Source organism: Megasphaera sp. SW808 (genome assembly GCF_012027795.1).
Taxonomy (GTDB): Bacteria; Bacillota; Negativicutes; order Veillonellales; family Megasphaeraceae; genus Megasphaera; species Megasphaera stantonii.
This window is the reverse complement of record NZ_SJOT01000026.1, coordinates 12,348-34,027: the sequence shown is the minus strand read 5'-3', so window position 1 is coordinate 34,027 and position 21,680 is coordinate 12,348. Positions and strand designations below refer to the sequence as shown.

The 21,680-nt window shown below is 52.3% G+C and carries 25 protein-coding genes and 1 riboswitch; of the genes, 13 read left to right on the top strand and 12 right to left on the bottom strand.

What is annotated here, in order from left to right:
* Positions 1 to 12 precede the first annotated feature (12 nt).
* The 7 genes from E0L13_RS09575 to E0L13_RS09545 all read left to right on the top strand — a co-directional run bounded on the left by E0L13_RS09575 (position 13) and on the right by E0L13_RS09545 (position 7,317).
* On the top strand, positions 13 to 225 hold the full coding sequence (locus E0L13_RS09575) for a 4Fe-4S binding protein (RefSeq protein WP_168062049.1): 213 nt from the start codon (positions 13 to 15) through the stop codon (positions 223 to 225).
* Positions 226 to 239: 14 nt separating this feature from the next.
* Positions 240 to 1,301, top strand: a complete 1,062-nt coding sequence (locus E0L13_RS09570; RefSeq protein WP_168062047.1) for a 3-methyl-2-oxobutanoate dehydrogenase subunit beta — start codon at positions 240 to 242, stop codon at positions 1,299 to 1,301.
* A gap of 1 nt (position 1,302) precedes the next feature.
* Positions 1,303 to 2,046 (top strand): thiamine pyrophosphate-dependent enzyme, encoded by a 744-nt coding sequence (locus E0L13_RS09565; RefSeq protein ID WP_168062046.1) that lies wholly within the window; start codon positions 1,303 to 1,305, stop codon positions 2,044 to 2,046.
* A gap of 20 nt (positions 2,047 to 2,066) precedes the next feature.
* A complete protein-coding gene (locus tag E0L13_RS09560) occupies positions 2,067 to 2,603 on the top strand; it encodes a 2-oxoacid:acceptor oxidoreductase family protein (protein WP_168062044.1) in 537 nt (178 codons plus the stop codon).
* Between the two features lie 336 nt (positions 2,604 to 2,939).
* On the top strand, positions 2,940 to 4,229 hold the full coding sequence (locus tag E0L13_RS09555; RefSeq protein WP_168062042.1) for an MFS transporter: 1,290 nt from the start codon (positions 2,940 to 2,942) through the stop codon (positions 4,227 to 4,229).
* Between the two features lie 52 nt (positions 4,230 to 4,281).
* Entirely contained in the window at positions 4,282 to 5,673 is a 1,392-nt protein-coding gene (locus tag E0L13_RS09550) for an FAD-binding oxidoreductase (protein ID WP_168062041.1), read from the top strand.
* Positions 5,674 to 6,063: 390 nt separating this feature from the next.
* Complete coding sequence (locus E0L13_RS09545) at positions 6,064 to 7,317, top strand: MFS transporter (protein WP_168062039.1); 1,254 nt, start codon at positions 6,064 to 6,066, stop codon at positions 7,315 to 7,317.
* A 56-nt stretch (positions 7,318 to 7,373) separates the two neighbouring features.
* Here E0L13_RS09545 and E0L13_RS09540 read toward each other — a convergent pair whose 3' ends face one another.
* From E0L13_RS09540 to E0L13_RS09525, 4 genes are all read right to left on the bottom strand, one after another.
* On the bottom strand, positions 7,374 to 8,363 hold the full coding sequence (locus tag E0L13_RS09540; protein ID WP_168062038.1) for an Rpn family recombination-promoting nuclease/putative transposase: 990 nt from the start codon (positions 8,361 to 8,363) through the stop codon (positions 7,374 to 7,376).
* A 176-nt stretch (positions 8,364 to 8,539) separates the two neighbouring features.
* The gene (locus tag E0L13_RS09535; protein ID WP_168062036.1) at positions 8,540 to 10,729 is read right to left on the bottom strand and encodes a PTS transporter subunit IIABC; all 2,190 of its coding nucleotides are present in this window, start codon (positions 10,727 to 10,729) and stop codon (positions 8,540 to 8,542) included.
* Between the two features lie 223 nt (positions 10,730 to 10,952).
* The gene (locus E0L13_RS09530) at positions 10,953 to 11,366 is read right to left on the bottom strand and encodes a flavodoxin (protein WP_087477310.1); all 414 of its coding nucleotides are present in this window, start codon (positions 11,364 to 11,366) and stop codon (positions 10,953 to 10,955) included.
* 13 nt (positions 11,367 to 11,379) lie between these two features.
* Positions 11,380 to 11,937 carry a DUF3793 family protein gene (locus E0L13_RS09525; RefSeq protein WP_168062035.1) on the bottom strand — a complete coding sequence of 186 codons (558 nt, stop codon included), beginning with the start codon at positions 11,935 to 11,937 and terminating at the stop codon, positions 11,380 to 11,382.
* Between the two features lie 180 nt (positions 11,938 to 12,117).
* Between E0L13_RS09525 and E0L13_RS09520 the strand changes: the two genes are divergently transcribed.
* The 5 genes from E0L13_RS09520 (at position 12,118) to E0L13_RS09500 (ending at position 15,999) form a co-directional block, all read left to right on the top strand.
* A complete protein-coding gene (locus E0L13_RS09520) occupies positions 12,118 to 12,525 on the top strand; it encodes a PaaI family thioesterase (protein ID WP_095629283.1) in 408 nt (135 codons plus the stop codon).
* A gap of 22 nt (positions 12,526 to 12,547) precedes the next feature.
* Complete coding sequence (locus E0L13_RS09515; RefSeq protein WP_168062033.1) at positions 12,548 to 13,927, top strand: PLP-dependent aminotransferase family protein; 1,380 nt, start codon at positions 12,548 to 12,550, stop codon at positions 13,925 to 13,927.
* A gap of 96 nt (positions 13,928 to 14,023) precedes the next feature.
* Positions 14,024 to 14,797, top strand: a complete 774-nt coding sequence (locus E0L13_RS09510; RefSeq protein ID WP_168062032.1) for a PhzF family phenazine biosynthesis protein — start codon at positions 14,024 to 14,026, stop codon at positions 14,795 to 14,797.
* 200 nt (positions 14,798 to 14,997) lie between these two features.
* Positions 14,998 to 15,642 (top strand): lactate utilization protein, encoded by a 645-nt coding sequence (locus E0L13_RS09505; protein ID WP_168062031.1) that lies wholly within the window; start codon positions 14,998 to 15,000, stop codon positions 15,640 to 15,642.
* A gap of 21 nt (positions 15,643 to 15,663) precedes the next feature.
* Positions 15,664 to 15,999, top strand: coding sequence for a cupin domain-containing protein (locus E0L13_RS09500; RefSeq protein ID WP_168062029.1), 336 nt, complete (start codon positions 15,664 to 15,666; stop codon positions 15,997 to 15,999).
* A 68-nt stretch (positions 16,000 to 16,067) separates the two neighbouring features.
* Here the strand turns inward: E0L13_RS09500 and E0L13_RS09495 are convergent, their stop codons facing one another.
* Positions 16,068 to 16,322 (bottom strand): TIGR03905 family TSCPD domain-containing protein, encoded by a 255-nt coding sequence (locus E0L13_RS09495; protein WP_168062027.1) that lies wholly within the window; start codon positions 16,320 to 16,322, stop codon positions 16,068 to 16,070.
* Positions 16,323 to 16,335: 13 nt separating this feature from the next.
* Positions 16,336 to 16,647, bottom strand: a complete 312-nt coding sequence (gene trxA, locus E0L13_RS09490) for a thioredoxin (protein WP_168062025.1) — start codon at positions 16,645 to 16,647, stop codon at positions 16,336 to 16,338.
* Positions 16,648 to 16,793: 146 nt separating this feature from the next.
* On the opposite strand from trxA, the gene E0L13_RS09485 reads away from it, so the two are divergent.
* A complete protein-coding gene (locus E0L13_RS09485) occupies positions 16,794 to 17,261 on the top strand; it encodes a SoxR reducing system RseC family protein (RefSeq protein ID WP_168062023.1) in 468 nt (155 codons plus the stop codon).
* An 87-nt stretch (positions 17,262 to 17,348) separates the two neighbouring features.
* Here E0L13_RS09485 and E0L13_RS09480 read toward each other — a convergent pair whose 3' ends face one another.
* The 6 genes from E0L13_RS09480 to E0L13_RS09455 form a co-directional block, all read right to left on the bottom strand.
* Entirely contained in the window at positions 17,349 to 17,825 is a 477-nt protein-coding gene (locus E0L13_RS09480; protein WP_168062022.1) for a GNAT family N-acetyltransferase, read from the bottom strand.
* A gap of 15 nt (positions 17,826 to 17,840) precedes the next feature.
* Positions 17,841 to 18,374 carry a flavodoxin family protein gene (locus E0L13_RS09475; RefSeq protein WP_095629292.1) on the bottom strand — a complete coding sequence of 178 codons (534 nt, stop codon included), beginning with the start codon at positions 18,372 to 18,374 and terminating at the stop codon, positions 17,841 to 17,843.
* Between the two features lie 137 nt (positions 18,375 to 18,511).
* On the bottom strand, positions 18,512 to 19,330 hold the full coding sequence (locus E0L13_RS09470; protein ID WP_095629293.1) for a MetQ/NlpA family ABC transporter substrate-binding protein: 819 nt from the start codon (positions 19,328 to 19,330) through the stop codon (positions 18,512 to 18,514).
* Between the two features lie 130 nt (positions 19,331 to 19,460).
* Positions 19,461 to 19,559, bottom strand: a riboswitch (SAM riboswitch).
* Between the two features lie 148 nt (positions 19,560 to 19,707).
* Positions 19,708 to 20,244, bottom strand: coding sequence for a rubrerythrin (gene rbr, locus E0L13_RS09465; RefSeq protein ID WP_087477904.1), 537 nt, complete (start codon positions 20,242 to 20,244; stop codon positions 19,708 to 19,710).
* A gap of 144 nt (positions 20,245 to 20,388) precedes the next feature.
* The gene (locus E0L13_RS09460; RefSeq protein ID WP_168062020.1) at positions 20,389 to 20,901 is read right to left on the bottom strand and encodes a hypothetical protein; all 513 of its coding nucleotides are present in this window, start codon (positions 20,899 to 20,901) and stop codon (positions 20,389 to 20,391) included.
* Positions 20,901 to 21,674, bottom strand: a complete 774-nt coding sequence (locus E0L13_RS09455; protein ID WP_168062019.1) for a DUF1700 domain-containing protein — start codon at positions 21,672 to 21,674, stop codon at positions 20,901 to 20,903. The genes E0L13_RS09460 and E0L13_RS09455 overlap by 1 nt, the downstream gene beginning before the upstream one ends.
* Positions 21,675 to 21,680: the final 6 nt, after the last annotated feature.

The following is a 21,680-nucleotide window of genomic DNA, read 5'->3' as shown; positions in this document are numbered from 1 at the left end:
GGAGGGAACAGAATGAGCGAACAAGATGTAAAAGTTTTAACGAGCCCTGAACGGTGCAAACAATGTGAGCTTTGCGTAGTGAATTGCCCTAAAAAATGCATTTCCTTCAGTGATGACATGAACAAAGCCGGGTATCATTTTACGGTCATTGATCACAGCCAGTGCATTGGCTGCGGAACCTGTTATATCGTTTGTCCTGACGGCGTATACGAAGTGTTAGGGTAATAGGAGGTGGAAGTATGAAACAATTTATTCAAGGCAATGAAGCCATTGCGGAAGCGGCAGTACGTGCCGGTGCAAGAATGTTCGCCGGATATCCTATTACTCCGACGACGGAAATTTTAGAGTATTTATCGTGGCGTCTGCCGGAAGTAGGCGGCACGTTTATCCAGGCAGAATCGGAAATTGCCAGTATCCATATGGTAGTCGGCGCGGCAACGTGCGGCGTCCGGGCCATCACGGCATCCAGCGGCCCGGGCCTCAGCTTGAAGCAGGAAGGCATGTCCGTATTGGCTGACGAACAGCTGCCGGCTCTTATTGTGAACTCGGTGCGCTACGGCAACGGTATCGGCACGCTCGTATCATCTCAGTGCGACTACCTCCGCGATACCCGCGGCGGCGGCAACGGCGATTACCGCCAGCTGGTATTGTGCCCGGCTAGTGTACAGGAAGCTGTAGATTTAGTCGGCCTCGGCTTTGACTTAGCGGAAAAATACCGCATGATCTGCGTGCTCATGACGGAAGCCGCTCTCAGCCATATGATGGAAGACTGCGAACTGCCGCCGATGCAGGAACCGCATCGCTACGAATGGGGGATGGACGGTCACTATACACGTCCGCGCATCGGTATTTTCGACCGCGACAGCGTACAGGAAGCGAAGGAATGGATGGTCGAAAAATTTGCCAAAGTAAAAGAAAACGAACAGCGTTGGGAAGATGGCTATCTGGAAGACGCCGATTACGTATTTGTTGCGTACGGCCTTACGGGCCGCAGTGTCATCGGCGCTGTCGAATATCTCCGTTCGCAGGGCGAAAAGGTCGGCTTCATCCGCCCGATTACGGTTTGGCCGTTCCCGGAAAAAGCCTTTGAAAAGATCAATCCGAACGTAAAAGGCGTATTGACTGTCGAAGCAAATGCGACAGGTCAGCTCATCGACGACGTAGCGTTGACATTGAAACGGCAGAAGCGAGGCCATGTACCTGTATTTACCAATCCTCATATCTGGGGAGTTCCGTCGCGCAAGATGATTCTCGACGATTACAAGAGCGTGCTGCAAGGGACGTTAAAGGAGGTATATTGATATGGCTGTAGCAAGAAAAATTCCGTATATTGCCAATAGACCTATGGGTTTCTGCCCTGGCTGCGGTCACGGCGTGGTTATCCGCTTGATTACAGAAGCGCTGGCAGAATTGGGTCAGGATAAAAACATTATTTTCGGTATCGGCGTAGGCTGCTCCAGCTTGCTGGGCGGCGGCTTAAACTGTGACCGTCAGCATTGTCCTCACGGCCGCGCAGGCGCCGTCTGCACCGGCATGAAGCGCGTAAATCCTGATAATGTCATCATTTCCTATCAGGGTGACGGTGACGCTTATAGTATCGGCATCGGAGAAAGCACGAGTGCCGCGTACCGCAACGAACGGTTTACGACGATCGTCATCAACAATACGAACTACGGCATGACCGGCGGCCAGATGAGCCAGACGACGCTGCCGGGACAGAAAACCAGCACGACCGTTGCCGGCCGCGACTGCGACCTGACAGGTATGCCGATGCATTTCCCGGAAATGATCGCGCACAGCTTCCATCCGTCCTACGTCGCCCGCGGCAGTGTTGCCAGCGTAAAAGACATTATCCAGGCCAAGAAATTTATCAAAAAAGCAATTGAAGTACAATTGTCCGGTGAAGGCTATTCGTTCGTAGAAATTCTTTCCCCGTGCCCGACGAACTGGCACATGACGCCTGTTCAGGCAATGGAACATATCGAAAAAGTCGTAAAACCGTATTTCCCCATTGGCGAATTTAAAGTGCCTGATGCGAAGGAATAATGAGGAAGGAGTGAATCGGAATGAAAGAAATACTCTTAGGCGGACTGGGCGGTCAGGGCGTATTGACTGCCGGTACGATGATTGCTGAAATGGCAATTTATAAAGGCTATAAGGCGACGTGGAGCCCCGAGTACGGCTCGGCTATGCGCGGCGGCACGGCCAGCTGCGTTGTGAAATTCGGCGAAGGCCGGATTTACAGCCCTGAAAAGGAAGAAGCTGATATTTTATTAGCCATGAATGATGAAACGTTGACAAAATTTGCTTCTATGGTAAAACCGGGAGGCGTTGTCATCATTAACTCCAATATGGTTACGCTGCCGGAGAATTTTAGAACAGATGTAAAAGTTATTTCTGTACCATGCATGAACTTGGCTGAACGAGTTAATCATCCGAAGGGTGCTAACATCGTTATGAGCGGCGTCATTATCAAAGAGACAGGTGATTTTACGCTGCAGGAAGCAATTGACGGCATGAATGAAACTTTCCGCCGCAAAGGTAAAGAAAAGTTTGAAGCCTTAAATACGCAGGCGATGAAAGTCGGATATATGTTTGCATAAAAGATAAAAAAACGCCAAAATATACGAGTTTATCTTGTATATTTTGGTGTTTTTTTGTGGAGCTTCATGCCGCATAATAGCTAGCCAAAACATGTAAGAATATTTGAGTAAAGAATAAGTATAATTTAAATCGTGCTAACAATTACTTATATTTTAATAAATGAATTAAATATATTTAAAAATTACAGATTATTATAATTAGACTATAAATAATTACAAAACAAGATACATAAATATCATAAAAATTCTTGCGGAATACGAATATATGTGATACCATAAAGTCAATGAAAATATCAGAACGTTGTTCCGCAGAACAGAACGAAAGGAGAGAATAGTATGTCAAATGAACAAGAAAAGATCAGATTGTCTATTAAACAGTTCGTGATTATTTTCTTCCTAGGGCTTGGATATACTGTAGTATATGCTACACCGTTTATCCAATATGTATTTTACGATGCGTTGGTTTCAGCCCTAGGTTGTTCACAGCAAGAGCTTGGATATCTTATTACGATTTTTGGTATTGGCAATATTCTGGCCGCCTTTGGCGGAATGTTGAGCGACCGTTTTAATGCGAAATCTATTTACATGATTGGCGTTGGCTTAATTTGTGTGTTAAATGTTCTGTTTGCATTTAATATGAATTATACCTTTGCCTTAGTTGTCTGGGCTGGATTTGCATTTTCCGGATTGTTTCTCTATTTTCCCGCTCACATCAAGCTGTGCCGCTTAGTAGGGCATGAACGGCAGCAGGGAACCATATTCGGTTTTGTTGAAGCGTTTTGCGGTGTAGGGAACGTTATCGTAAATTTCATTGCCTTGTACTTTTTTACAAAATTTGCAACAGACGCATACGGCGTTAACGGTTTAAAAGCGGCTATCATCTGCTACGCTGTTATTGGCGTCATTACATTGATTTGCTTGTATTTCCTGATTCCAAAACCGGAAACGGCAAAGAAGGACAATACGTCGGCTGAACCGGAAGAAAAGATGACCGTCAAGGACTGGGTACATGTTGTGACGAATCCGCGGACATGGATGTCCGGCATCGCTGTCTTTGCTACGTACACAATGTACTGTACGCTTTCGTACTATACGCCTTATTTCAGTAATGTACTAGGTGCTTCCGTAGTGTTTTCCGGCGGCCTGGCTATCATTCGAATTTACGGCACACGGTTCGTTGGGGCTCCGTTGGGCGGATGGTTAGGTGATAAGTTCCGTTCTTTGTCAGCTGTTGTTGGTGTTTCTCTATTAGGTGCGATTATATTCGTGGTCATCTTTAAGATGCTGCCGCCAGGCACAGATGCTACTCTGTTGATTGTCATGACAATCATTACCGGTGTATTTACTTACATGGCCCGCGGTGCGATGTTTGCCGTACCGTCTGAATTGGAAATTCCTCGTAAGTACGCTGGGTCCACATCGGGGCTGGTCTGCTGCATCGGATATTGTCCTGATTTGTTCATCTTTGTATTGTATGGATATTGGCTGGATGTTTACGGAAACGCCGGATTTGATAGAATTTTCTTGTTTGCAGCCGTTGTTATGGCTATCGGCGTATTAAATTCCATTGCAATTCAGATTTACAAACGCAAGCATAAGATTGGTAAATCCAGTGCTGCGGCGTAATAAATAAAAGTCGGTTTTAATTTAAATGTTTTTCAGAAAGGAGTTTGTCTATATGGATCAGAAAATTATTGAACGGTTGCAGGCCATTTGCGGAGAAAAATATGTATTTGTACAGGATGACGACGTCAGCAGATACTTATACGATGAAACGGAAGAATTAGTTCGTCCCGAAGCAGAACCTGATTGTGTCGTTGTTCGTCCGGGTACTAATGAAGAAGTTTCAGAAATCTTAAAGCTTGCCAATGAAATGCTGTTTCCTGTAATTCCTCGCGGCGGCGGTACAGGTGCCTGTGGTGCCGTTATTCCGACACAGCCAAGCGTTATTATGTCGATGGAACGGTTTGACAAGATTTTGGAAGTCGATAAAATCGGCATGATGGTTACGGCGCAGACTGGCGTAACGTTGTATCAGCTTAACGAATATTTAGATAAAGAGGTTCATGAATTATACTTCCCCTGTCATCCTGGTGACGAAGGTGCGCAGCTCGGCGGCTTAGCTGTTGAAAATGCCGGCGGCGTCCGCGCTGTAAAACACGGGATCATGAGAAGCTATGTAAAAGGCTTAAAGGTGTGTCTGCCGTCTGGTGAAATCGTTCAGTTAGGCGGAAAACTGCTGAAAAATAACATGGGCTATGATTTAATGCACCTCATTGTCGGTTCGGAAGGCACATTGTGCGTCGTGTTGGAAGTTACTTTTAAACTTCATCCCAGACTGGAACATACGGGCACGATGGTTATGTCCTTTGCCAATCCGAAAGACGCAGTTAACTGTGTATCGGCTGTACAGGTCGCTGGAATTGTTCCCTTAGCTGTTGAATATATGGACCGCTCTATTGCATTGAAGACGGGCGAAGAAATCAGCAAGACTTGGCCGCTGAAAGACGAAGGCAAAGTGGATATTATCTACATGCTGGAAGGCAAGGATGAAGATGAAGTCTATGATACGGCCGAAAAGATTGATGCTATATCTTCGGAAAATGGCGCTATCAACTGCATTATTGCTGAAAGCAAGAAGGATCAGAAGACCATTTTGGATATCCGCTCGGCAATGTATGAAGTATTTAAACCGTATTTCGTAGATTCTCTGGATACGGCAGTTCCCGTATGCCACGTCAATGAATTGCTGGCTGATTTTGATGAAATCGCTAAGAAATACGGATCGACAACACCGCGCGTAGGTCACGTTGCCGACGGCAACTTCCATAACTTTATCCTTCGCGACGAGGAAGGCAATGTACCGAGCTGGGCTGATGACATGCGGAAAGATTTTTATGAAGCTGCTTTGAAATACGGCGGAACTATTACGGCAGAGCATGGTACCGGCAAGACCAGAAAACCGTACATGAATTTACAGTATTCGCCGACAGTTATGCAGATTATGAAAGGGATTAAACATGCGTTTGACCCGAATAACATTCTGAATCCGGGCTGTGTATTCGACTAAGTTTCCTATTCACCCTCATATCGCTTTGCGCCTATATAATAGAACATCGTTCTGTATATAGGCGTAAAGCCCCCTGACCCTAATAAGTAAAGGCAATAAAAACAATATAATAAACAGGTATACACGGGCTGTCTGGTTATACGTGTTGACGGGATTTGGCTAATTATTCTATGCGCTCCTTACCAAAAAAAGCGGCCTGTCATCGTATTGCCACTCGGCCCGTTTGTATACTCCGGACAATTTTGTTCGAAGCTATTGCCTGCTGCGACGTGATGTGCGGTATGAATGTTGTAAGAACGGAAGGGGAGGTATTTCACGTATTCACAGAGACAAGAAAAGAAATTTAACGCCTTTTTAAACAGACTGACTTTATATTGCGGTGGTACGTCTTTGCTGGACGGGTATATTTTAACGGTTATTGGGCCGGCGTTGATGCATCTCAGGCCGCTGATGAAACTGGATGTGTTTTGGACCGGTGCGATTGGTTCCGCCGCCTTGATGGGCGTCTTGCTAGGGGGACCTGTATTTGGGTATTTATCGGACAAGGTTGGACGAAAGCTGCCCTTTGTCGTGATTCCATTGGCAATGGCGGCATTATCTATTGCATCTATATTTGTTGAAACGCCATCACAACTATTTGTTATACGATTTTTGGCGGGCGTTGTCGTAGGCTCCGATTATCCCAGTGCTACGGCGTATTTAGCGGAATATTCACCGCCCCGGCGGAGAGGCATTATGATCGGCGTGCTGATTTTGATGCTGAGCGGCGGCATGACCTTGGGGGAAATCGTCGGATATTTAGTGTATGATTCAGCGTATGCCTGGCAGATTTTACTGGGCGCTCCGGCTATCGTGGCGATTCCACTGGCAATTGGCCGGCGGAGATATCCCGAATCACCGCGCTGGCTTATCAATAAGGGACGCACTGCAGAAGCACGCATCATTATGAAAGCCGTTTACGGTTTCAGCGCCGATACGGACGACGTAGAAGAAAAGACGGTCAAAACTTCCTATCGGGAATTGCTGCAGCCGTTGTATTTAAAGAGGATTTTCTTCGCCAGCGTATTTTGGGCTACGTCGGTGCTGCCGATGTTTGTCATGTATATTTTCGGCGCAGTTCTCCTGCAGGATATACAACTGGGAGAAGGGCGGGGCGCGCTGCTGGGCAATTCGCTCATCGGCCTGATATTCATCGTCGGCGTCGTAGCAGGTATTGCGATTATCGAGAGATTTGGCCGCCGCCCGCTTTTGATTTGGAGCTTCGTCGGCATGGCCTTGGGGCTGCTGCTTCTGGCAATTGTCGGAGAGCCGCCATTTTGGCTCGTCGTCTTGGGATTTACGATTTATGCTCTGGCTTCGGGCCCTCCGAATGTGCTGGACTGGCTGTATCCTAATGAGCTGTTTCCGACGGAGGTACGGGCCGCCGGTGTCGGCACGGTCACGGCCATCAGCCGATTTGGTCCTATATTGGGGACCTTTGGCTTGCCGTATTTTTTAGAAAACTTCGGTATTCAGGCTACGATTTTAACAATCGTAGGCATTCTTGGCTTCGGACTCGTCGTTACGGTACTGCTGGCTCCTGAAACGAGGGGGCTGGACTTAGCCGAGTCGAGCGGGAGCATTCGAGATAAACGTGATACATAAGGAATGAAAAAACAGGGCAGCGGCTGCGCGTCGCTGTCCTGTTTTGCTGCGGGATGTTATTCTTTTATTGGCCGCGCCTGCGATTGGGCGATGGCTGCGATTTCTTCAACCGGAATGTTCGTAATTTGGGAAATGGTTTCATAGGGAAAGCCTGTTTGGAGCATGGACAGGACGATGCGCCGCCGTTCTTGATCCTGCCCTTCTTTCAGACCTTTTTCTCGACCTTCTTTTCGACCTTCTTCCAGACCTTTTTGCCGTCCTTCTTTCAGACCTTTTTGCCGTCCCTCTTCCAAACCCTTTTTCCGTCCTTCTTCCAAGCCCTCTTCGCGGCCTTTTTCGATGTTGTACATCATGGAAATATAGTCGCGCCGCGCTTTTTCTTGAATTTCGTATTTACGGCGCAGCTTTTCGTCTTGGGTAAAATGCATTTCGCAGTTCATCGCTTCTTTGATGGCCGGTTCGCTCATGGCTAACACCTCCCGTTGTTCGTCGCTGCATTGATGAGAAAAGTAAGCGATCCATTGTTCAGACTTGCGCAATTTTCGAATGTCTCCGATGCGTATTTTTTCCAGCTCGATAAAATGCATTTCCAAATCGCCGATGAGGATGTCGTGGGTTTCGTCGTTGCGTACGTGGTAGGAGTGATGACACGTCGTGTACTGCTCGAAGGCGTTGAAGTCCATCAAGTTGATGGAAATGGCCGGCATCAGGTTGCGGTAGGGCGCGCCTTTATGAAGTGCGCCGCCGTACATTCTCGCCCAGTAGTATAAGGAACGGCGGGCCATATCCGGGTCTTTGCAGACCTGTACTTCGATATTGACCTGAGAGCCGTCGTTCATTCGGGCCCGTATGTCGAGGACGGATACCTTGCCGGCTTCGGTGATGGGCGTCATTTCTTTATCCAGAAACTCCAAATCGGTAAACAGGTCGTTTCCCGTTCGGTTTAAGATGCCGTTGATAAAGCTCAGGGTCAGTGATTTTTTCTTCGCGTCGCCGAGGAGATATTTGAAAAATACGTCGTTGAGTCTGTTGAGTTCTCGCGTCATGGGGACCTCCTTAAATATATTGTATCACGGTTTTTTCATTCCACATAGGGGCGCGGCCTTTCTCATACAGCATAAGAATCTATAGGCGCGCCGGTAAAAAAAGCCCCGCGGCGTCCTGTCGAGGCAGGATAGTTCGCGGGGCTAGGAAAGCCGAAAGGAGTGCTTACGGTCGCGTATCAAAACCAGACGGCTTTGTCTAAGGCTTTGACCTGGCCGGTCGTCACGGTATGGACTTCGGGAATGGCGTCCATGTCGGTGAAGATGCACAGGCAGGCGTCGGACGGGGCGTTTTGCTTGATGAATTCGTCGTCGAATTCCATGAGCTTGTCGCCCTGCTTGACTTCCTGACCGTCTTCCACGAAGACCGTAAAGCCCTGGCCGTTTAATTTGACCGTGTCGATGCCAATGTGAAGGAGATATTCGACTCCGTCGGCTGTGGTCATGCCGATGGCGTGCTTCGTGTCGAAGACGAAGGTGACTTCGCCGTCGGCCGGAGCGTAGACCGTGTTTTCCGTCGGATAGACGAAGAATCCGTCGCCGGTCATCTTGCCGGCAAAGGCTTCGTCCGGCGCGTCGGTAATGGGATGCAGCTCGCCGGTAAAGGGCGAGTGGAAGTACGTTTTCTCAGCCGTATCTGCCGGAGTTGCCGGAACGGCTTCGGGAGCTTCCGGAGCCGCGGCTGCTGTCTGCGGTTCTGGAGCCTGGATAGGCGATTCTTCTTCCGCCTCGACGTCCGGCGCCGTTTCAAGATACGTTTCCAGATTGGCTTTGATGACGGCGACTTGCGGGCCGTATACGACCTGGACGCCTGTCCCTTTTTTGATGACGCCGACGGCTCCCGTCGCTTTCAGGAGGGCGTCGTCGACGAGGGACGAATCGGCGACGGAGCAGCGGAGCCGCGTAGCGCAGCAGTCTACGGCGGTGATATTTTTCTTGCTGCCCAGGGCGCGGGCGATGGTCTGGCTCAGGGCGTCGACAGCGGGAGCTCCGTCGGCGTTGCCTTCGCCTTTAGCTGCCGCCTTGCGGGCGTTGACGTCGGCCTTGGTGAACAGCTTCGTTTCCGCGTCGTCGTCTTCGCGGCCTGGCGTCTTAAAGTCAAATTTCTTGATGAGGAAGGTGAAAATGAAATAGTACAGGAAGAAATAGACGACGCCTACGGGGATGATGTACATCCAGTTCGTCTTGTCTTCGCCTTGGAGAATCCCGAAGATAAACAGGTCGAGGAGGCCGCCGGAGAAGGTCAGGCCTACGGCGATATTCAGCATGTGGGCGATCATGTAGGCTGCGCCGGCCAGGATGACCTGCACGTAAAACAGCAGGGGCGCAACGAAAAGGAAGGAAAATTCAATAGGTTCCGTAATCCCCGTGAGCATAGATGTCAGGGCTGCTGACAGCAGGAGGCCGCCGGCTACCTTTTTCTTTTCCGGCTTTGCCGTGCGGTACATCGCCAGGGCCGCGCCGGGAAGGCCGAAGATCATGAAGATGAATTCGCCGGAGAAATACCGCGTCGCGTCGGCGCTGAAATGGGTGACATTCGGCGACGCCAGCTGGGCGAAGAAGATATTCTGGCCGCCCTGGACGAGGTTGCCGTCAATCATCATAGAACCGCCGACACCGGTCTGCCAGAAGGGCAGATAGAAGACGTGGTGCAGGCCGAAGGGAATGAGGGCCCGCTTGATGATGCCGAAAATCAGGGTGCCGATATAGCCCGTGCCGGTGACGAGGCCGCCGAGGGCGAAGATGCCGTTTTGTACGACAGGCCATACGAAGCACATGGCGATGCCGACGAACATGTAGACGACGGTGGAAACAATCGGGATGAAACGGGAGCCGCCGAAGAAGGACAAGGCGTTGGGCAGGACGATTTTATGATAGCGGTTGTGGAGCCAGGCGACGCCCAGGCCGACGATGATGCCGCCGAATACGCCTTCCTGCAGGGACAAGATGCCGCAGACATCGGCAATCGTACCTTCGAGAACACCGTCGGCAATAGAGCCGTCCGGCAGGATTTGTCCCGACAATTTCAATACGGCGTTCGTAGAGGCGTGCATGACAAAGAAGGAAATCATAGCCGCTAAGGCTGCGACTTCCTTTTCTTGCTTCGCCATGCCGATGGCGACGCCGACGGCAAAGATGATCGGCAGGTTGCCGAAGATGACGTTGCCGGCGCTGCTCATGACGGTGAGCAGCGAGTGCAGGAGCGTGCCGTCGCCGAGGGCGCCTTCCAGGCCGTAGGTCTGAATGGTCGTCGCGTTCGTGAAGGACGCGCCGATGCCGAGGAGCAGACCGGCAATAGGCAGGATGGCGACCGGCAGCATGAAGCTTCGGCCGATGGCCTGCAGCACGCTGAAAACTTGGTCTTTCATACGGATTCCTCCTTGGAATAGGGATATAAAAAATGACAGAAATATCTACGCGGCCGTGTGGCTGCGAGGATGACAATATCGTGTTTATTGTATCATATTCCATGAAACCTTTTCTATATGCTGAAGATATTTCGGCACGAGAAAACAGCAGCGACTCTGCGGGAATCGCTGCTGTTTTCTTTTTATATGTTAGAGAGGTATGAATGAACTTGAAAAGAGATGGTTATGCCTGCGCGGCGGCCTGGCCCAGCGCGGCGCATTCTTCGGCGTTGTCCGGCGTTTCATTGACGATGGCCGTGCCGATGACGACAGCGCCGGCGTCTTCCGTGCGCTGCTTCCACACGTCCATCCATTCGCCCGTGCCCCAGCCGTAAGAGCCGAACAGGCCTACTTTTTTACCCTTTAATTTTGGCAGAAGCTCTGCGAAGAACGGCTCGACGATCGTTTCTTCCAGCACTTCCGCGCCCATAGCCGGGCAGCCCAGCAAAATAACGTCCTTCGATGCAACGGCATCTACACTTGTATCTTCGAAACGAACCGATTCTACATCGGCGCCGGCAGCTTTGACGGCTGCTTCGATTTCCTGCGCCATGGCTTCTGTGTTGCCAGTGCCGCTCCAATATACGATTTCTACCATTATAAATTCCTCCTTATGCTACGATGAGTGATTCTAACGTTGTCCCAACGGCAAATCTGTTTATGTAGTCTTCCCGGCAGCAGCTGAACATTCGGAATATACGGGACGCTTTGTCGGCATCGCCGTAGACCTTCCAGTCGCCGCAGATTTTGGCGTGGTTCCCCTTGTGGGTAATGAAGCCGCATACATCTTCTAAGGGATATCCGAGAAAAATCCCGGACTCATGGGGAAAACAACCGCCTTCGCGGAACCGGTCGGCCAGGTGGTCCAGCATGTGCTCCAGGACATCGCCGGCGGCGTAGCCGTACTGCGTTAAAAAGGCCATGACGGCCTGATCCTGCACGTAGGACGCGACCATTGCCGGTCTGTATACATATAACAGGGTGCGTTTGGGACAGGCGTACAATATGCGGAAGTGAAGACCTTTTTGGTTATACATATGATTGTATTTATCAATTAATTTTTCGTAATCTGTTTGGGATTCCAAGCGGGGGAGGCAGAGAAGCGAGCCCATCTTTAATCCCGCTAAGGTAGGCGAACAGTGATTGACTAATACAGCATCTATATTCATGTGCATCCTCCGTTTCGTCGTTTGATGGCTATATCATACCAATAATGAAAGTAAATGTCAATATATAAATGATATAATTTTTCAATATTAAATAATGTCGATGATGACTGATAGCTATCTGCGCTGCGAGAGTATATAATAAAGTAAAGCGCAGCGCCTGCGCTGGAAGGAGGAATTCGAATGACACAAGAAACGACGGCCGTCGACACGAGCTGGTGCTTCGGCTGCGGAAAAGAGAATCCCATCGGGTTAAAATTAGATATGAAAGAGATCGACGGCGTGTGGACTGCCTATTTTACGCCGAAGAAAGAGCACGAAAGCTACGGCGACCGCATGCACGGCGGGCTGACGAGCACCTTGCTGGACGAGGTCATGGGAGACTGCGTATTCCGCAAGGCCGGCAGGCCTGCTTATACGGCAAAGCTGGAAATCCGCTTCCGCAGTGCCGTACGCATTGGCGAAACGGTCAAGGTAGAAGGATGGATTACGTCGCGCCGGGGCCGGCTGGTCACGGCCGAAGGGCGCGTCGTCCATGAAGACGGCTCTGTCGCTGCCGAGAGCTCGGCGAAGATGATGCTGGCGAAATAAGCGCGTCAGAAAGGAGGCGCTTATGCCTGTCAATTCCTTTGAAACCTATCCCATGTCCTGGAAGCCGGCATGGAATAAGGAACGGCCCCTGTACCAATCGCTGGCGCGGCGTCTGGAAGACGACATCCGCTCCGGCGCGCTGTTGCCAGGGACGAAGCTGCCGCCGCAGCGGGAGCTGGCCGATTTTTTGGATATCAACGTCAGCACTGTGTCGCAGGCCTTCCGCATCTGTTCGGATAAGGGCCTGCTGACCAGCGTGATCGGCAGCGGAACCTTTGTGGCCTACGACGCCATGACGAATTTGTCCCTCGCCCCCGACGGGACGGAGCCCTTGATTGAGCTGGCCTCGATGATGCCGGAGACGATCGCCGTCGACGGCGTCGTCGCGTCGCTGCAGGCTATGCTGGTGGAGGAGAAGGCCCCAGCGTTCTTTCAATACGGCAGCGGCAGGGCGGCGTGGCGCAGACTGGCTGCCTTGGACTTGCTGCGCCGCGCCGGCGCAGTGGGAAAAGAAGGAGCCGTGGCGACGAACGGCGGGCAAAACGCCATTGTTGCCTCCCTGCTGGCCCTGTGCCGGCCCGGCGACCGGCTGGGCGTAGACCCACTCGTGTATTCCGGCCTCAAGCAGGCCGCCAGGCTGCTGGGCGTGCGGCTGGTTCCCGTCGCGCAGGAGCAGGGAGAAATGAGCGCCGACGGCATTCGCTATGCCGTGCAGAATCATCAAATCAAGGGGCTGTACATCGTGCCGGATTTTCAAAATCCGACGGCCCACGTCATGAGCGAACAGGGCCGCCGTACGATAGCCCAGGCCGCCGAAGACGAAGGGCTGTTCATCATCGAAGACGGCGTAGCCCGGCTCATGGCCGCAGACCCGCTGCCGACGATTCAGTCCCTGGCTCCGGAGAGAACCTTTTTTATCCTCAGCCTGTCGAAGGTGTTGCTGCCGACGCTGCGCATGGCCTATATCCTCTGCCCTCCGGCTTATGCCGGTGCGCTGCAGGACATCGTGCAGAGCCTGCACCTATCGCAGTCGGAACTGCTGGCGGAGCTGACGGCCCGTCTTCTCGTGTCCGGCGCGGCGGAGACGCTGATTGCGGCCCGGCGGGAAGGGGCGGCCCGGAGAAACGCCATTGCCGAGGAAATCCTGAAGGGATATACGCTCTTAGGCAGTTCGGAATGCCTGAGCCGCTGGCTGGTCCTGCCGGAAGGGCTGACGGGGACGCAGGCGGAAGCCGAGGCGAGACGGCGGGGCGTAGCCGTATATGGCGACGCCCACTTTGCCGTCGGTCTCGCGAGCCGGCAGCACGGCCTGCGCCTGGCTGTGACTGCTCCCGCTGACGACGACGAACTGGCCGAGGGGCTGAGGCGGCTGAAATCCATATTGGATGATTGGCACCCATAATTGTATGCCATACAATTTTCTCATTGTATGGAAAATTCTCCTATGCTATGATGAATCTGTAAAGATAGTACAATCGATGCAAAGGAGGGCTATGTGATGAAATGCTATGTTGTCGACGCCTTTACGAAAGAGGTGTTTAAAGGAAATCCGGCGGCAGTCTGCGTCATGGATTCGTGGATATCGGACGAACTCATGCAGCGCATTGCCATGGAAAACAACCTGTCCGAAACGGCCTTTACGGTCAAGGAAGGCGATGCCTATCGTCTGCGCTGGTTTACGCCGGGCGGCGAAATCGACCTGTGCGGCCATGCTACGCTGGCGACGGCCTACGTGCTGGCTCATTTCATAGTGCCGCAAGAACAGGTATTCCGCTTTCAGACGATGAGCGGCGAATTGGTCGTCTCGCGGGACGGCGAGTTGCTGTCTATGGACTTTCCGGCTTACGACATGAAGGAAGTGCCCGTAACGGATACTATGGCAGCGGTCATCGGCGCGCGGCCTGCGGCGGCGTATATGGGCCGGGACTTGGTCTGCGTCATGCCGGCGGAAGACGACGTGCGGCAGGCGAAGCCTGACATGGAGACGATGAAATCCTTAGACGGACTGCTGCTGCATATTACGGCTCAGGGGACGGACTACGACTGCGTGAGCCGCAGCTTCGCGCCGAAGCTCAACGTTCCTGAGGATCCGGTCTGCGGTTCCGGCCACTGTCATATCGTACCTATCTGGGCTAAGGCGCTGGGAAAAGACCAGCTCAAAGCCTACCAGGCGTCGAAACGAGGCGGCGAGCTGTACTGCAGACTTGACGGCGACCGCGTGACCTTGGCAGGATACGCCTGCCTGTATTCCATCGCGGAGCTGAATGTGTAACACTGTGATATATAGAAACACCGCTGCAATTGAAAACATATATGTTTTCAATTGCAGCGGTGTTTTTTTACAGCATATTCCATATTTTAAGATTTTTACTGTATGTAAGAAAACTGTATATTGTATATGATTTTTTTATATGCTATGATGAAAGCAGTGCATAAGATGGAGCGAAATAGGAAATGTCAGGAGGGATAGACATGGATAGAACGGATATGATGCACGTCATGTATGACAAGAAAGGGCCGGCCGTAGCTAAGCGCTTTGCCGCCAGGGGCTTCGAGGCCGTGTATTGTCCGACGAAGGAAGAAGCTCTGAAGACGGCCTTGTCCTATATTCCGGCAGACCACGTCGTATCGTGGGGCGGCTCGGCGTCCATTGACGACATCGGATTGCGGCCTTACGTGCTGGAGCATTACGCCGTTATCGACAGGGATACGGCTAAGACGCCGGAAGACCGGGTGGAACTCATGCGCAAGGCGTTGCTGTGCGACACCTTTCTCATGGGGACGAACGCTGCCGTAGAGGACGGCCAGCTCATCAACATCGACGGCAACGGTAACCGCGTCGCCGCCTTGTCCTACGGGCCGAAGCAGGTCCTTGTCGTCGTCGGCATGAACAAGGTCTGTCCGACTGTCGAGTCGGCTATGGCCAGAGCCCGCTCGACGGCGGCGCCTATTAACATCAACCGCTTTGCCGGCTCGGATACGCCGTGCTATAAGACGGGTATGTGCGCCCACTGCGCGACGACGAACAGCGTCTGCGCCCAGCTGCTGCGCACGCGCGTCTGCCGCCCTGCCGGCCGCATCAAGGTTATCCTGGTCGGCGAAAATTTAGGATATTAATCGTATAGGGGGAATTGCACTATGGAAATGAAATTATTTGACAACTGGAAGGATATTCCGACGATTCATCTGGATCTTATGGACCGCAAGATTTTTACAGGCAAGAACGTCATGCTCGTGCGCAACGAAGTGCATCCGAAGACGACGATGCCGGCCCACAGCCATCCACACGAACAGCTGCTGTACGTAGAGTCGGGAGCCTGCGATGTCATTACAGACGGCCAGGTGCAGCACTTGGAAGCCGGCGGCGTAGCCTGGTTTCCGTCAAATTCAGAACACAGCGTCGTCAATACGGAAGACGTGCCTCTCGTTGTCTTTGATATTTTCACGCCGATCCGTGAAGATTTCCTGAAATAAGAACACCATATAAAAAGACGGTACTGCTGGAACTTGCGGTACCGTCTTTGCGTTTGTTATAAGAGGAATCAGTTTTGTTCCGTCTCCAGAGCCTGCTTCAGGGCTTTGGCGAACTGGTCGGGACAGGACGTGGGCTTGCCGCCGCACTGAATGCCTTCGAGGCGCTGGATTACCTCGGCTGCGTCCATGCCTTCGACGAGGCGGCTGATGCCCTGCAAGTTGCCGGGACAGCCGCCGATAAAGCGGACGTTTTTGACGACGCCGCCGTCCAGATCAAAAAAGATTTGCTGGGAGCATACTCCCACAGGGGTATAGCTGTACATGACCGAGGCCTCCTTATTTCTTCACTAATGCCAGGATGCTTTCCTTGGGATGGACGCCGACGAGGCGGCCTATTTCCGCGCCGTCCTTAAAGGCGACGAGGGTCGGGATGAGTTCGATTTGAAACTGCGACGCCAGTTCCCGCTGTTCGTCTACGTTTACCTTGCCGACCTTGACTTGGGGCTGTTCTTCGGCGATTTCATCGACGACGGGCGAAAGCATTTGGCACGGCCCGCACCAGGCGGCCCAGAAATCGACGAGGACGACGCCCTGGGCCGAGAGGATTTCCTGCTGAAAATTCGCTGCTGTAATCGTAGTTACTGCCATATATATCACTCCTTGGGATAGATTTTTCAAAGACATCTATAGTATACCAAAAAAGGATGGATTTGACAAATATATATCTGTTCAGGCCGGTAAAAGTAAGATATAATAAGGGCAGTTACACTTGATATTCAGATAAGGAGATACGTATGAGAACTGGAACGGGAGTTGTCGACACCGTATTTGACAACGGCATGGTCAAGCTGCGGACGAACCGCAACAATTTGTATACGCCGTGCAGCGGCATGATTTGCAAAAATAACGCCCTGATCGACGCGAAGAACCCTGTTGGAGCGATCAAAGGGCAGTATGTACGATTTAATATTCCCGACGGGAAGATGGGCGTCGGCGGGGCGATGTGCTTCGGCATGCCCCTCCTGATGGTCCTCATCTGGGGCGCTTTCGGCTACGTAAACGGCGAAACCCTCGGCTGGGCCAAGGAGCTGTCGGCCTTCGCCGGCATGATTTTCGGCGGCGTCGTCGGCGCCGTGCTGCTCAAGCGCTACGAGAAAAAAGTCCGCGAAGCCAACACGATGGCGGAAATTACGGAAATCATCGTAGAGCAAACTATTGAAATGGACGATTGGCCGGGAAAATCACAGCAAAATAATTCATAATAGGACTGCCAGGCGTGGGACCGGCATTCGGAGGGCCGGTTCATGGCTTGCGGCTGAAACCGCAGCTTGTGGATGCTTTCTTGTATATTACGAGGAGCATCCATTTTGCATTTCCTGGCTGCATCGGGCAAAGGCTGCTCTCGTGATCCATACGGGCGTGACCGTGCCTTTGTAGAAGGGGACGGGCTCTCCTGCGACGGTTCCGCCCATCTTGCCGACGATGGCGACAGTCGTGTCGCGGGCTTCCATAAAAATAGAATCGATTCCCTGGGCGAAAAGTTCTGCAAAGGTAAAGGCCGCTAATTTCGTACCGATGTGCCTGCCCCGCAGGGCGTTTGTCACGAGGAACCGGCCCCAGTGAAGCTGTCCGCCTTCATGCCAGGCGGCAGCCGTGCCGACGATGACGCCGTCCAGCTCGGCGACCCAGCACTGGGGCTCCATGGCTAGAAAGGCTTCAACGGCGTCCCGGGGGATAAGCTGCTCGCCGTGAAAGACGGCGGTCTGCAGGGCCATGACGGCTTCCATATCCTCGGTCCGGGCTTTTCTGTATCGTAATGATTCCATCAGTATCCTCCTGCTCTATACGTGAAGGCCGGCCTGGTAGGCTGCTTCCATGACCGGCAGGGTGCGGACGGCTCCGGCTTCCATGACGTTGGACGCGTACAGGCGGCCTTTGATTTCATACTGCTCGAAGTGCTCGACAAATCCGTCCAGGTCGCCGAGGGAGCGGGCGATGATGTCTTCGCCTAAGCCGGCGGAGACGATGTAGTATACTTCCTTGCGGCCGAGGTGCTGCCAAATGGGATAGGTACGGTCGATACAGGCCTTCATCTGGGCGCTGACGCCGTAAAAATAGACGGGTGTCGCCAGTACGACGACGTCAGCCTGCTGGAAGGCGCAGAGGATATTTTCCATGTCGTCCTTCTGGATGCAGGCTCCGCCGCTGCGCATGCAGGCGTCACAGGCCCGGCAGAAGCCGATGCGTTTTTCCGCCAGGGGGATAAAGCGTACGCTGTGGCCCGCCTCTTCGGCTCCTTGCTGAAATTGGCGGCACAAGAGGTTCGTGTTTCCGTTTTTTCTGGGGCTGCCCGATAGGATTACGATGTGTTTCATCAGCTGTCATCTCCTTAACGCGTAGTTTCCTTTTACTATTTCATTATACTATATTATTTCCTGCAGCGTATAAGCGTATAACTAAAAACGGCATAGCCGCGAGGGGCTATGCCGTGGTGGCTCGATGTCCGTTTCTCTTAGAATGCCGGGAGAATCGTGCCTTGGAAGTGTTCGTTGATGAATTTTTTAATCGGTTCAGACTGGTAGATAGCCAGGACTTTTTTATACGTTTCGTTATTGGCTTCATCTTCGCGGACGACCATGACGTTAGCGTACGGCGAATCCTTGTCTTCTACGAGGAGGGAATCCTTCTGCGGGTTTAAGCCGGCCGGGATGGCGTAGTTCGTGTTGACGCAGGCCAAGTCCGTATCGTCGAGGGAACGGGGAATCTGGGCGGCGTCGAGCTCGATGAATTCGAGGTGCTTCGGATTGTTTACGACATCCGGTACGGAGGCGTCGACGGAGGTGCCGTTTTTAAGGGTGATGAGGCCGACTTGCTGCAGGAGCAGGAGGGCGCGGCCGCCGTTGGTCGGGTCGTTCGGAATGGTAACCTTAGCGCCGTCGGCGACTTCGCTGATGTTTTTATATTTGTGGGAATATACGGCCATGGGCAGGATAATGGTCTTGCCGATAGAGGTCAGCTTCATGCCCTGGTTTTTGACGACGTTGTCGAGGTAGGGCTGATGCTGCATGGAGTTCATATCCAAATCGCCTTCGGCCAAGGCTTTGTTGGGCTGTACAAAATCGTTGAATTCGACGACCTTGATGGTCAGGCCTTGTTTTTCTGCTTCTTTAGCTACTTGTTCCATGACTTCCGCATGGGGGCCGGCCGTTACGCCGATGGCGATTTCCTTTTTGTCGGCTGAGCCGCTGTCGGAGCTGCCGCAGCCGGCGGCAAATACGCAGGTCGCGGCGATGAGGGCCGCAGCAAGGAGTTTTTTGATAGAAGAGTTCATGGGTTGTTCATCCTTTCTGATACTGAATCAATCACATGGCAAGAGGCAGGACGGCCTGCCATAGGATGGGCCGGCGACGATACGGGTAAAAAGAAAAGCCGTCGACAGATGACGGCTTTGGTTACGTATGTGTTCATCTGTCGGATGTATCCGCTGGACTTGGCACCTATCCCATTTGGGGGTTGCCGCAGCGTCATAGGGCCATTCCCTCGGCTGCTCTTGATGAAATCAATATATGATTGTTGATAAGAATCATACCATCTCTTGTGCCGAATGTCAATATTTTGGCGGCAAAAATTTTCTGACGACAAAAGACGGAGGCAGGATTCCTGCCTCCGCTTTCGGATGTGTGATGGTGTCTCGTTATATATGGTGGTTTAGTAGTTATCGTTTTTCAATTCAAAGAAAGCTTGCGGATGAGCGCAGACCGGGCATACTTCCGGAGCTTCTTCGCCTTCGACGATGAATCCGCAGTTGCGGCATACCCATGTTTTCGTCGCCGGTTTCTTGAAGACCGTGCCGTTTTCGATGTTGGCCAGGAGGGCCAGGTAGCGTTCTTCATGGTGTTTTTCGATTTCCGCTACTTTTTCAAACAGGTAGGCGATGTGTTCGAAGCCTTCTTCTCTGGCTTCTTTGGCGAAGGTCGGGTACATTTCCGTCCATTCGTAATGTTCGCCGGCGGCTGCGTCTTTCAGCGCGTCGATGTCGTTCGGCATGCCGTCGTTGAGCAGTTTGAACCAGATTTTAGCGTGTTCCTTTTCGTTGTTGGCCGTTTCTTCAAAGAAGGCTTTGATCTGTTCGTAGCCGGCTTTTTTTGCTACGCTTGCATAATAGGTGTATTTATTTCTTGCCTGGGATTCGCCGGCAAATGCTGCCATTAAGTTTTTTTCAGTTTTGCTTCCTTTTAATTCCATATCGATACCTCCATGATTTCATACGTAAACTCGCAGCCTGCGCTGCCTCTTGTCAGGTCTCTTTCCTGACCTCTGAGTACATTATACTCTATTTACAAAATAAAATCAATGGATAATAATTATTTTTTAATAAAAATGGAAAAATTATTCTTTCACTGTGTCCGACTCAGATCGCCGCGGTTCTTTGGCATCGGCAGTGCGTTTCGATTCCGTGTCCTTGCTGCTTTCGCGGGAGGCGGAACGCTTCGGCTCGGAAACGGCCTGTTCGGCGTCTTCGGCCTTAGAGGAAAGTCTGCTTTCGGCTTCCTTTTTTATGGCGTCGATGTCGGCGTGGGACGAGGAGAACGTTTCGAGGGTGTCGTTCAGCGTGTCGGACAAGGTGCTCTGCGTATCCTTTGCCGTGTCGGTCAGGTCGCCGTACTTTTCCTTGAGATGGGCTTCCAGCTCGCTGGCCTGGCCGGGATACATCGTTTTCAGCCGTTCAAAGAGCTCGGCCTTCGAGGCGTTTCCCCGCTTGACCGCTTCTTCAAAGGCCTTATATTCCTGATAATAGGCAAGCCAGCGCTGGAGGCGGGCGTAGTCGTTGCTCAGGAACGACTGGACGCTGAGAAAGGAAAAGACCAGCGTCAGGATGAGGCATATGACGACTTTTCCCATTATCCGTCCCTCCTTTGCGGGTTTCTGGCATTGCGGGCCGTGCGGTGGCAGGCCTGGCTGGCGTACGACGCAGTCAGGGCCGCGAACAGCAGGGCCAGGACGGCGAAGGCCATCGTCGAGACGGACAGCGTCGGCAGGGGCAGCAAATCCGAGAAGATATACGGCGGCAGGCTGTATACGGCGATGGAGGCGAGGAGCGCCAGGGCGAAAGCGAAGAATAGTATGGTGCTGACGATATTGAACAAGGCCCCGAATATGTCTAAAAAGGGGCTGGCAATGGCCTTTGCCGCCTGGGGGATGGCCGCCTTGTCATTCCACTGCAGCTCGTCTTCACCGGCTGTCCGTTTTGTAGGACCTTTCGCCTTAGGACGCTGGGGCCCTTCGGCGTAAGCATCGTAGTTTCGGGGCGGCTCGGGCTGCGGCATGGGATAGTAGGCTTCCCGGATTTTGGGGCGGCGGCGATGGGCCGGGTCTTTTTCCCAATCGTAGAATTGGGACGGCTTGGCAGGGGCAGCCTCGGGCGCCTCCTGCGCCGGCGCGTCGGCGGAGCCGGTCATGCTGAGATTGTCTTCCGGCACGATGGGTTTGCCGATATAGTAGCGGTATATGTTTTTAGGATGGCCCAGCTTGGCGCATACTTCTTCTTCCGTCAGGCCCTTTTTCGCGCCCAGGCGGAACTGTTCTTCGCAGTCTTCCAAGATCCCTTTCAAATCGGTCTTGTCGCTGCGGCGGAAGTAGTACTTCAAGAGGTCCATGAATTCCGTCTTTCTCATGGTTTT

Excerpts from the sequence above, each read along its gene's own strand:
- E0L13_RS09575 (WP_168062049.1), top strand. The coding sequence starts at position 13 with ATGAGCGAACAAGATGTAAAAGTTTTAACGAGCCCTGAACGGTGCAAA.
- E0L13_RS09570 (WP_168062047.1), top strand. The coding sequence starts at position 240 with ATGAAACAATTTATTCAAGGCAATGAAGCCATTGCGGAAGCGGCAGTA.
- E0L13_RS09565 (WP_168062046.1), top strand. The coding sequence starts at position 1,303 with ATGGCTGTAGCAAGAAAAATTCCGTATATTGCCAATAGACCTATGGGT.
- E0L13_RS09560 (WP_168062044.1), top strand. The coding sequence starts at position 2,067 with ATGAAAGAAATACTCTTAGGCGGACTGGGCGGTCAGGGCGTATTGACT.
- E0L13_RS09555 (WP_168062042.1), top strand. The coding sequence starts at position 2,940 with ATGTCAAATGAACAAGAAAAGATCAGATTGTCTATTAAACAGTTCGTG.
- E0L13_RS09550 (WP_168062041.1), top strand. The coding sequence starts at position 4,282 with ATGGATCAGAAAATTATTGAACGGTTGCAGGCCATTTGCGGAGAAAAA.
- E0L13_RS09540 (WP_168062038.1), bottom strand. The coding sequence starts at position 8,363 with ATGACGCGAGAACTCAACAGACTCAACGACGTATTTTTCAAATATCTC.
- E0L13_RS09535 (WP_168062036.1), bottom strand. The coding sequence starts at position 10,729 with ATGAAAGACCAAGTTTTCAGCGTGCTGCAGGCCATCGGCCGAAGCTTC.
- E0L13_RS09530 (WP_087477310.1), bottom strand. The coding sequence starts at position 11,366 with ATGGTAGAAATCGTATATTGGAGCGGCACTGGCAACACAGAAGCCATG.
- E0L13_RS09525 (WP_168062035.1), bottom strand. The coding sequence starts at position 11,937 with ATGAATATAGATGCTGTATTAGTCAATCACTGTTCGCCTACCTTAGCG.
- E0L13_RS09520 (WP_095629283.1), top strand. The coding sequence starts at position 12,118 with ATGACACAAGAAACGACGGCCGTCGACACGAGCTGGTGCTTCGGCTGC.
- E0L13_RS09515 (WP_168062033.1), top strand. The coding sequence starts at position 12,548 with ATGCCTGTCAATTCCTTTGAAACCTATCCCATGTCCTGGAAGCCGGCA.
- E0L13_RS09510 (WP_168062032.1), top strand. The coding sequence starts at position 14,024 with ATGAAATGCTATGTTGTCGACGCCTTTACGAAAGAGGTGTTTAAAGGA.
- E0L13_RS09505 (WP_168062031.1), top strand. The coding sequence starts at position 14,998 with ATGGATAGAACGGATATGATGCACGTCATGTATGACAAGAAAGGGCCG.
- E0L13_RS09500 (WP_168062029.1), top strand. The coding sequence starts at position 15,664 with ATGGAAATGAAATTATTTGACAACTGGAAGGATATTCCGACGATTCAT.
- E0L13_RS09495 (WP_168062027.1), bottom strand. The coding sequence starts at position 16,322 with ATGTACAGCTATACCCCTGTGGGAGTATGCTCCCAGCAAATCTTTTTT.
- trxA (WP_168062025.1), bottom strand. The coding sequence starts at position 16,647 with ATGGCAGTAACTACGATTACAGCAGCGAATTTTCAGCAGGAAATCCTC.
- E0L13_RS09485 (WP_168062023.1), top strand. The coding sequence starts at position 16,794 with ATGAGAACTGGAACGGGAGTTGTCGACACCGTATTTGACAACGGCATG.
- E0L13_RS09480 (WP_168062022.1), bottom strand. The coding sequence starts at position 17,825 with ATGGAATCATTACGATACAGAAAAGCCCGGACCGAGGATATGGAAGCC.
- E0L13_RS09475 (WP_095629292.1), bottom strand. The coding sequence starts at position 18,374 with ATGAAACACATCGTAATCCTATCGGGCAGCCCCAGAAAAAACGGAAAC.
- E0L13_RS09470 (WP_095629293.1), bottom strand. The coding sequence starts at position 19,330 with ATGAACTCTTCTATCAAAAAACTCCTTGCTGCGGCCCTCATCGCCGCG.
- rbr (WP_087477904.1), bottom strand. The coding sequence starts at position 20,244 with ATGGAATTAAAAGGAAGCAAAACTGAAAAAAACTTAATGGCAGCATTT.
- E0L13_RS09460 (WP_168062020.1), bottom strand. The coding sequence starts at position 20,901 with ATGGGAAAAGTCGTCATATGCCTCATCCTGACGCTGGTCTTTTCCTTT.
- E0L13_RS09455 (WP_168062019.1), bottom strand. The coding sequence starts at position 21,674 with ATGAGAAAGACGGAATTCATGGACCTCTTGAAGTACTACTTCCGCCGC.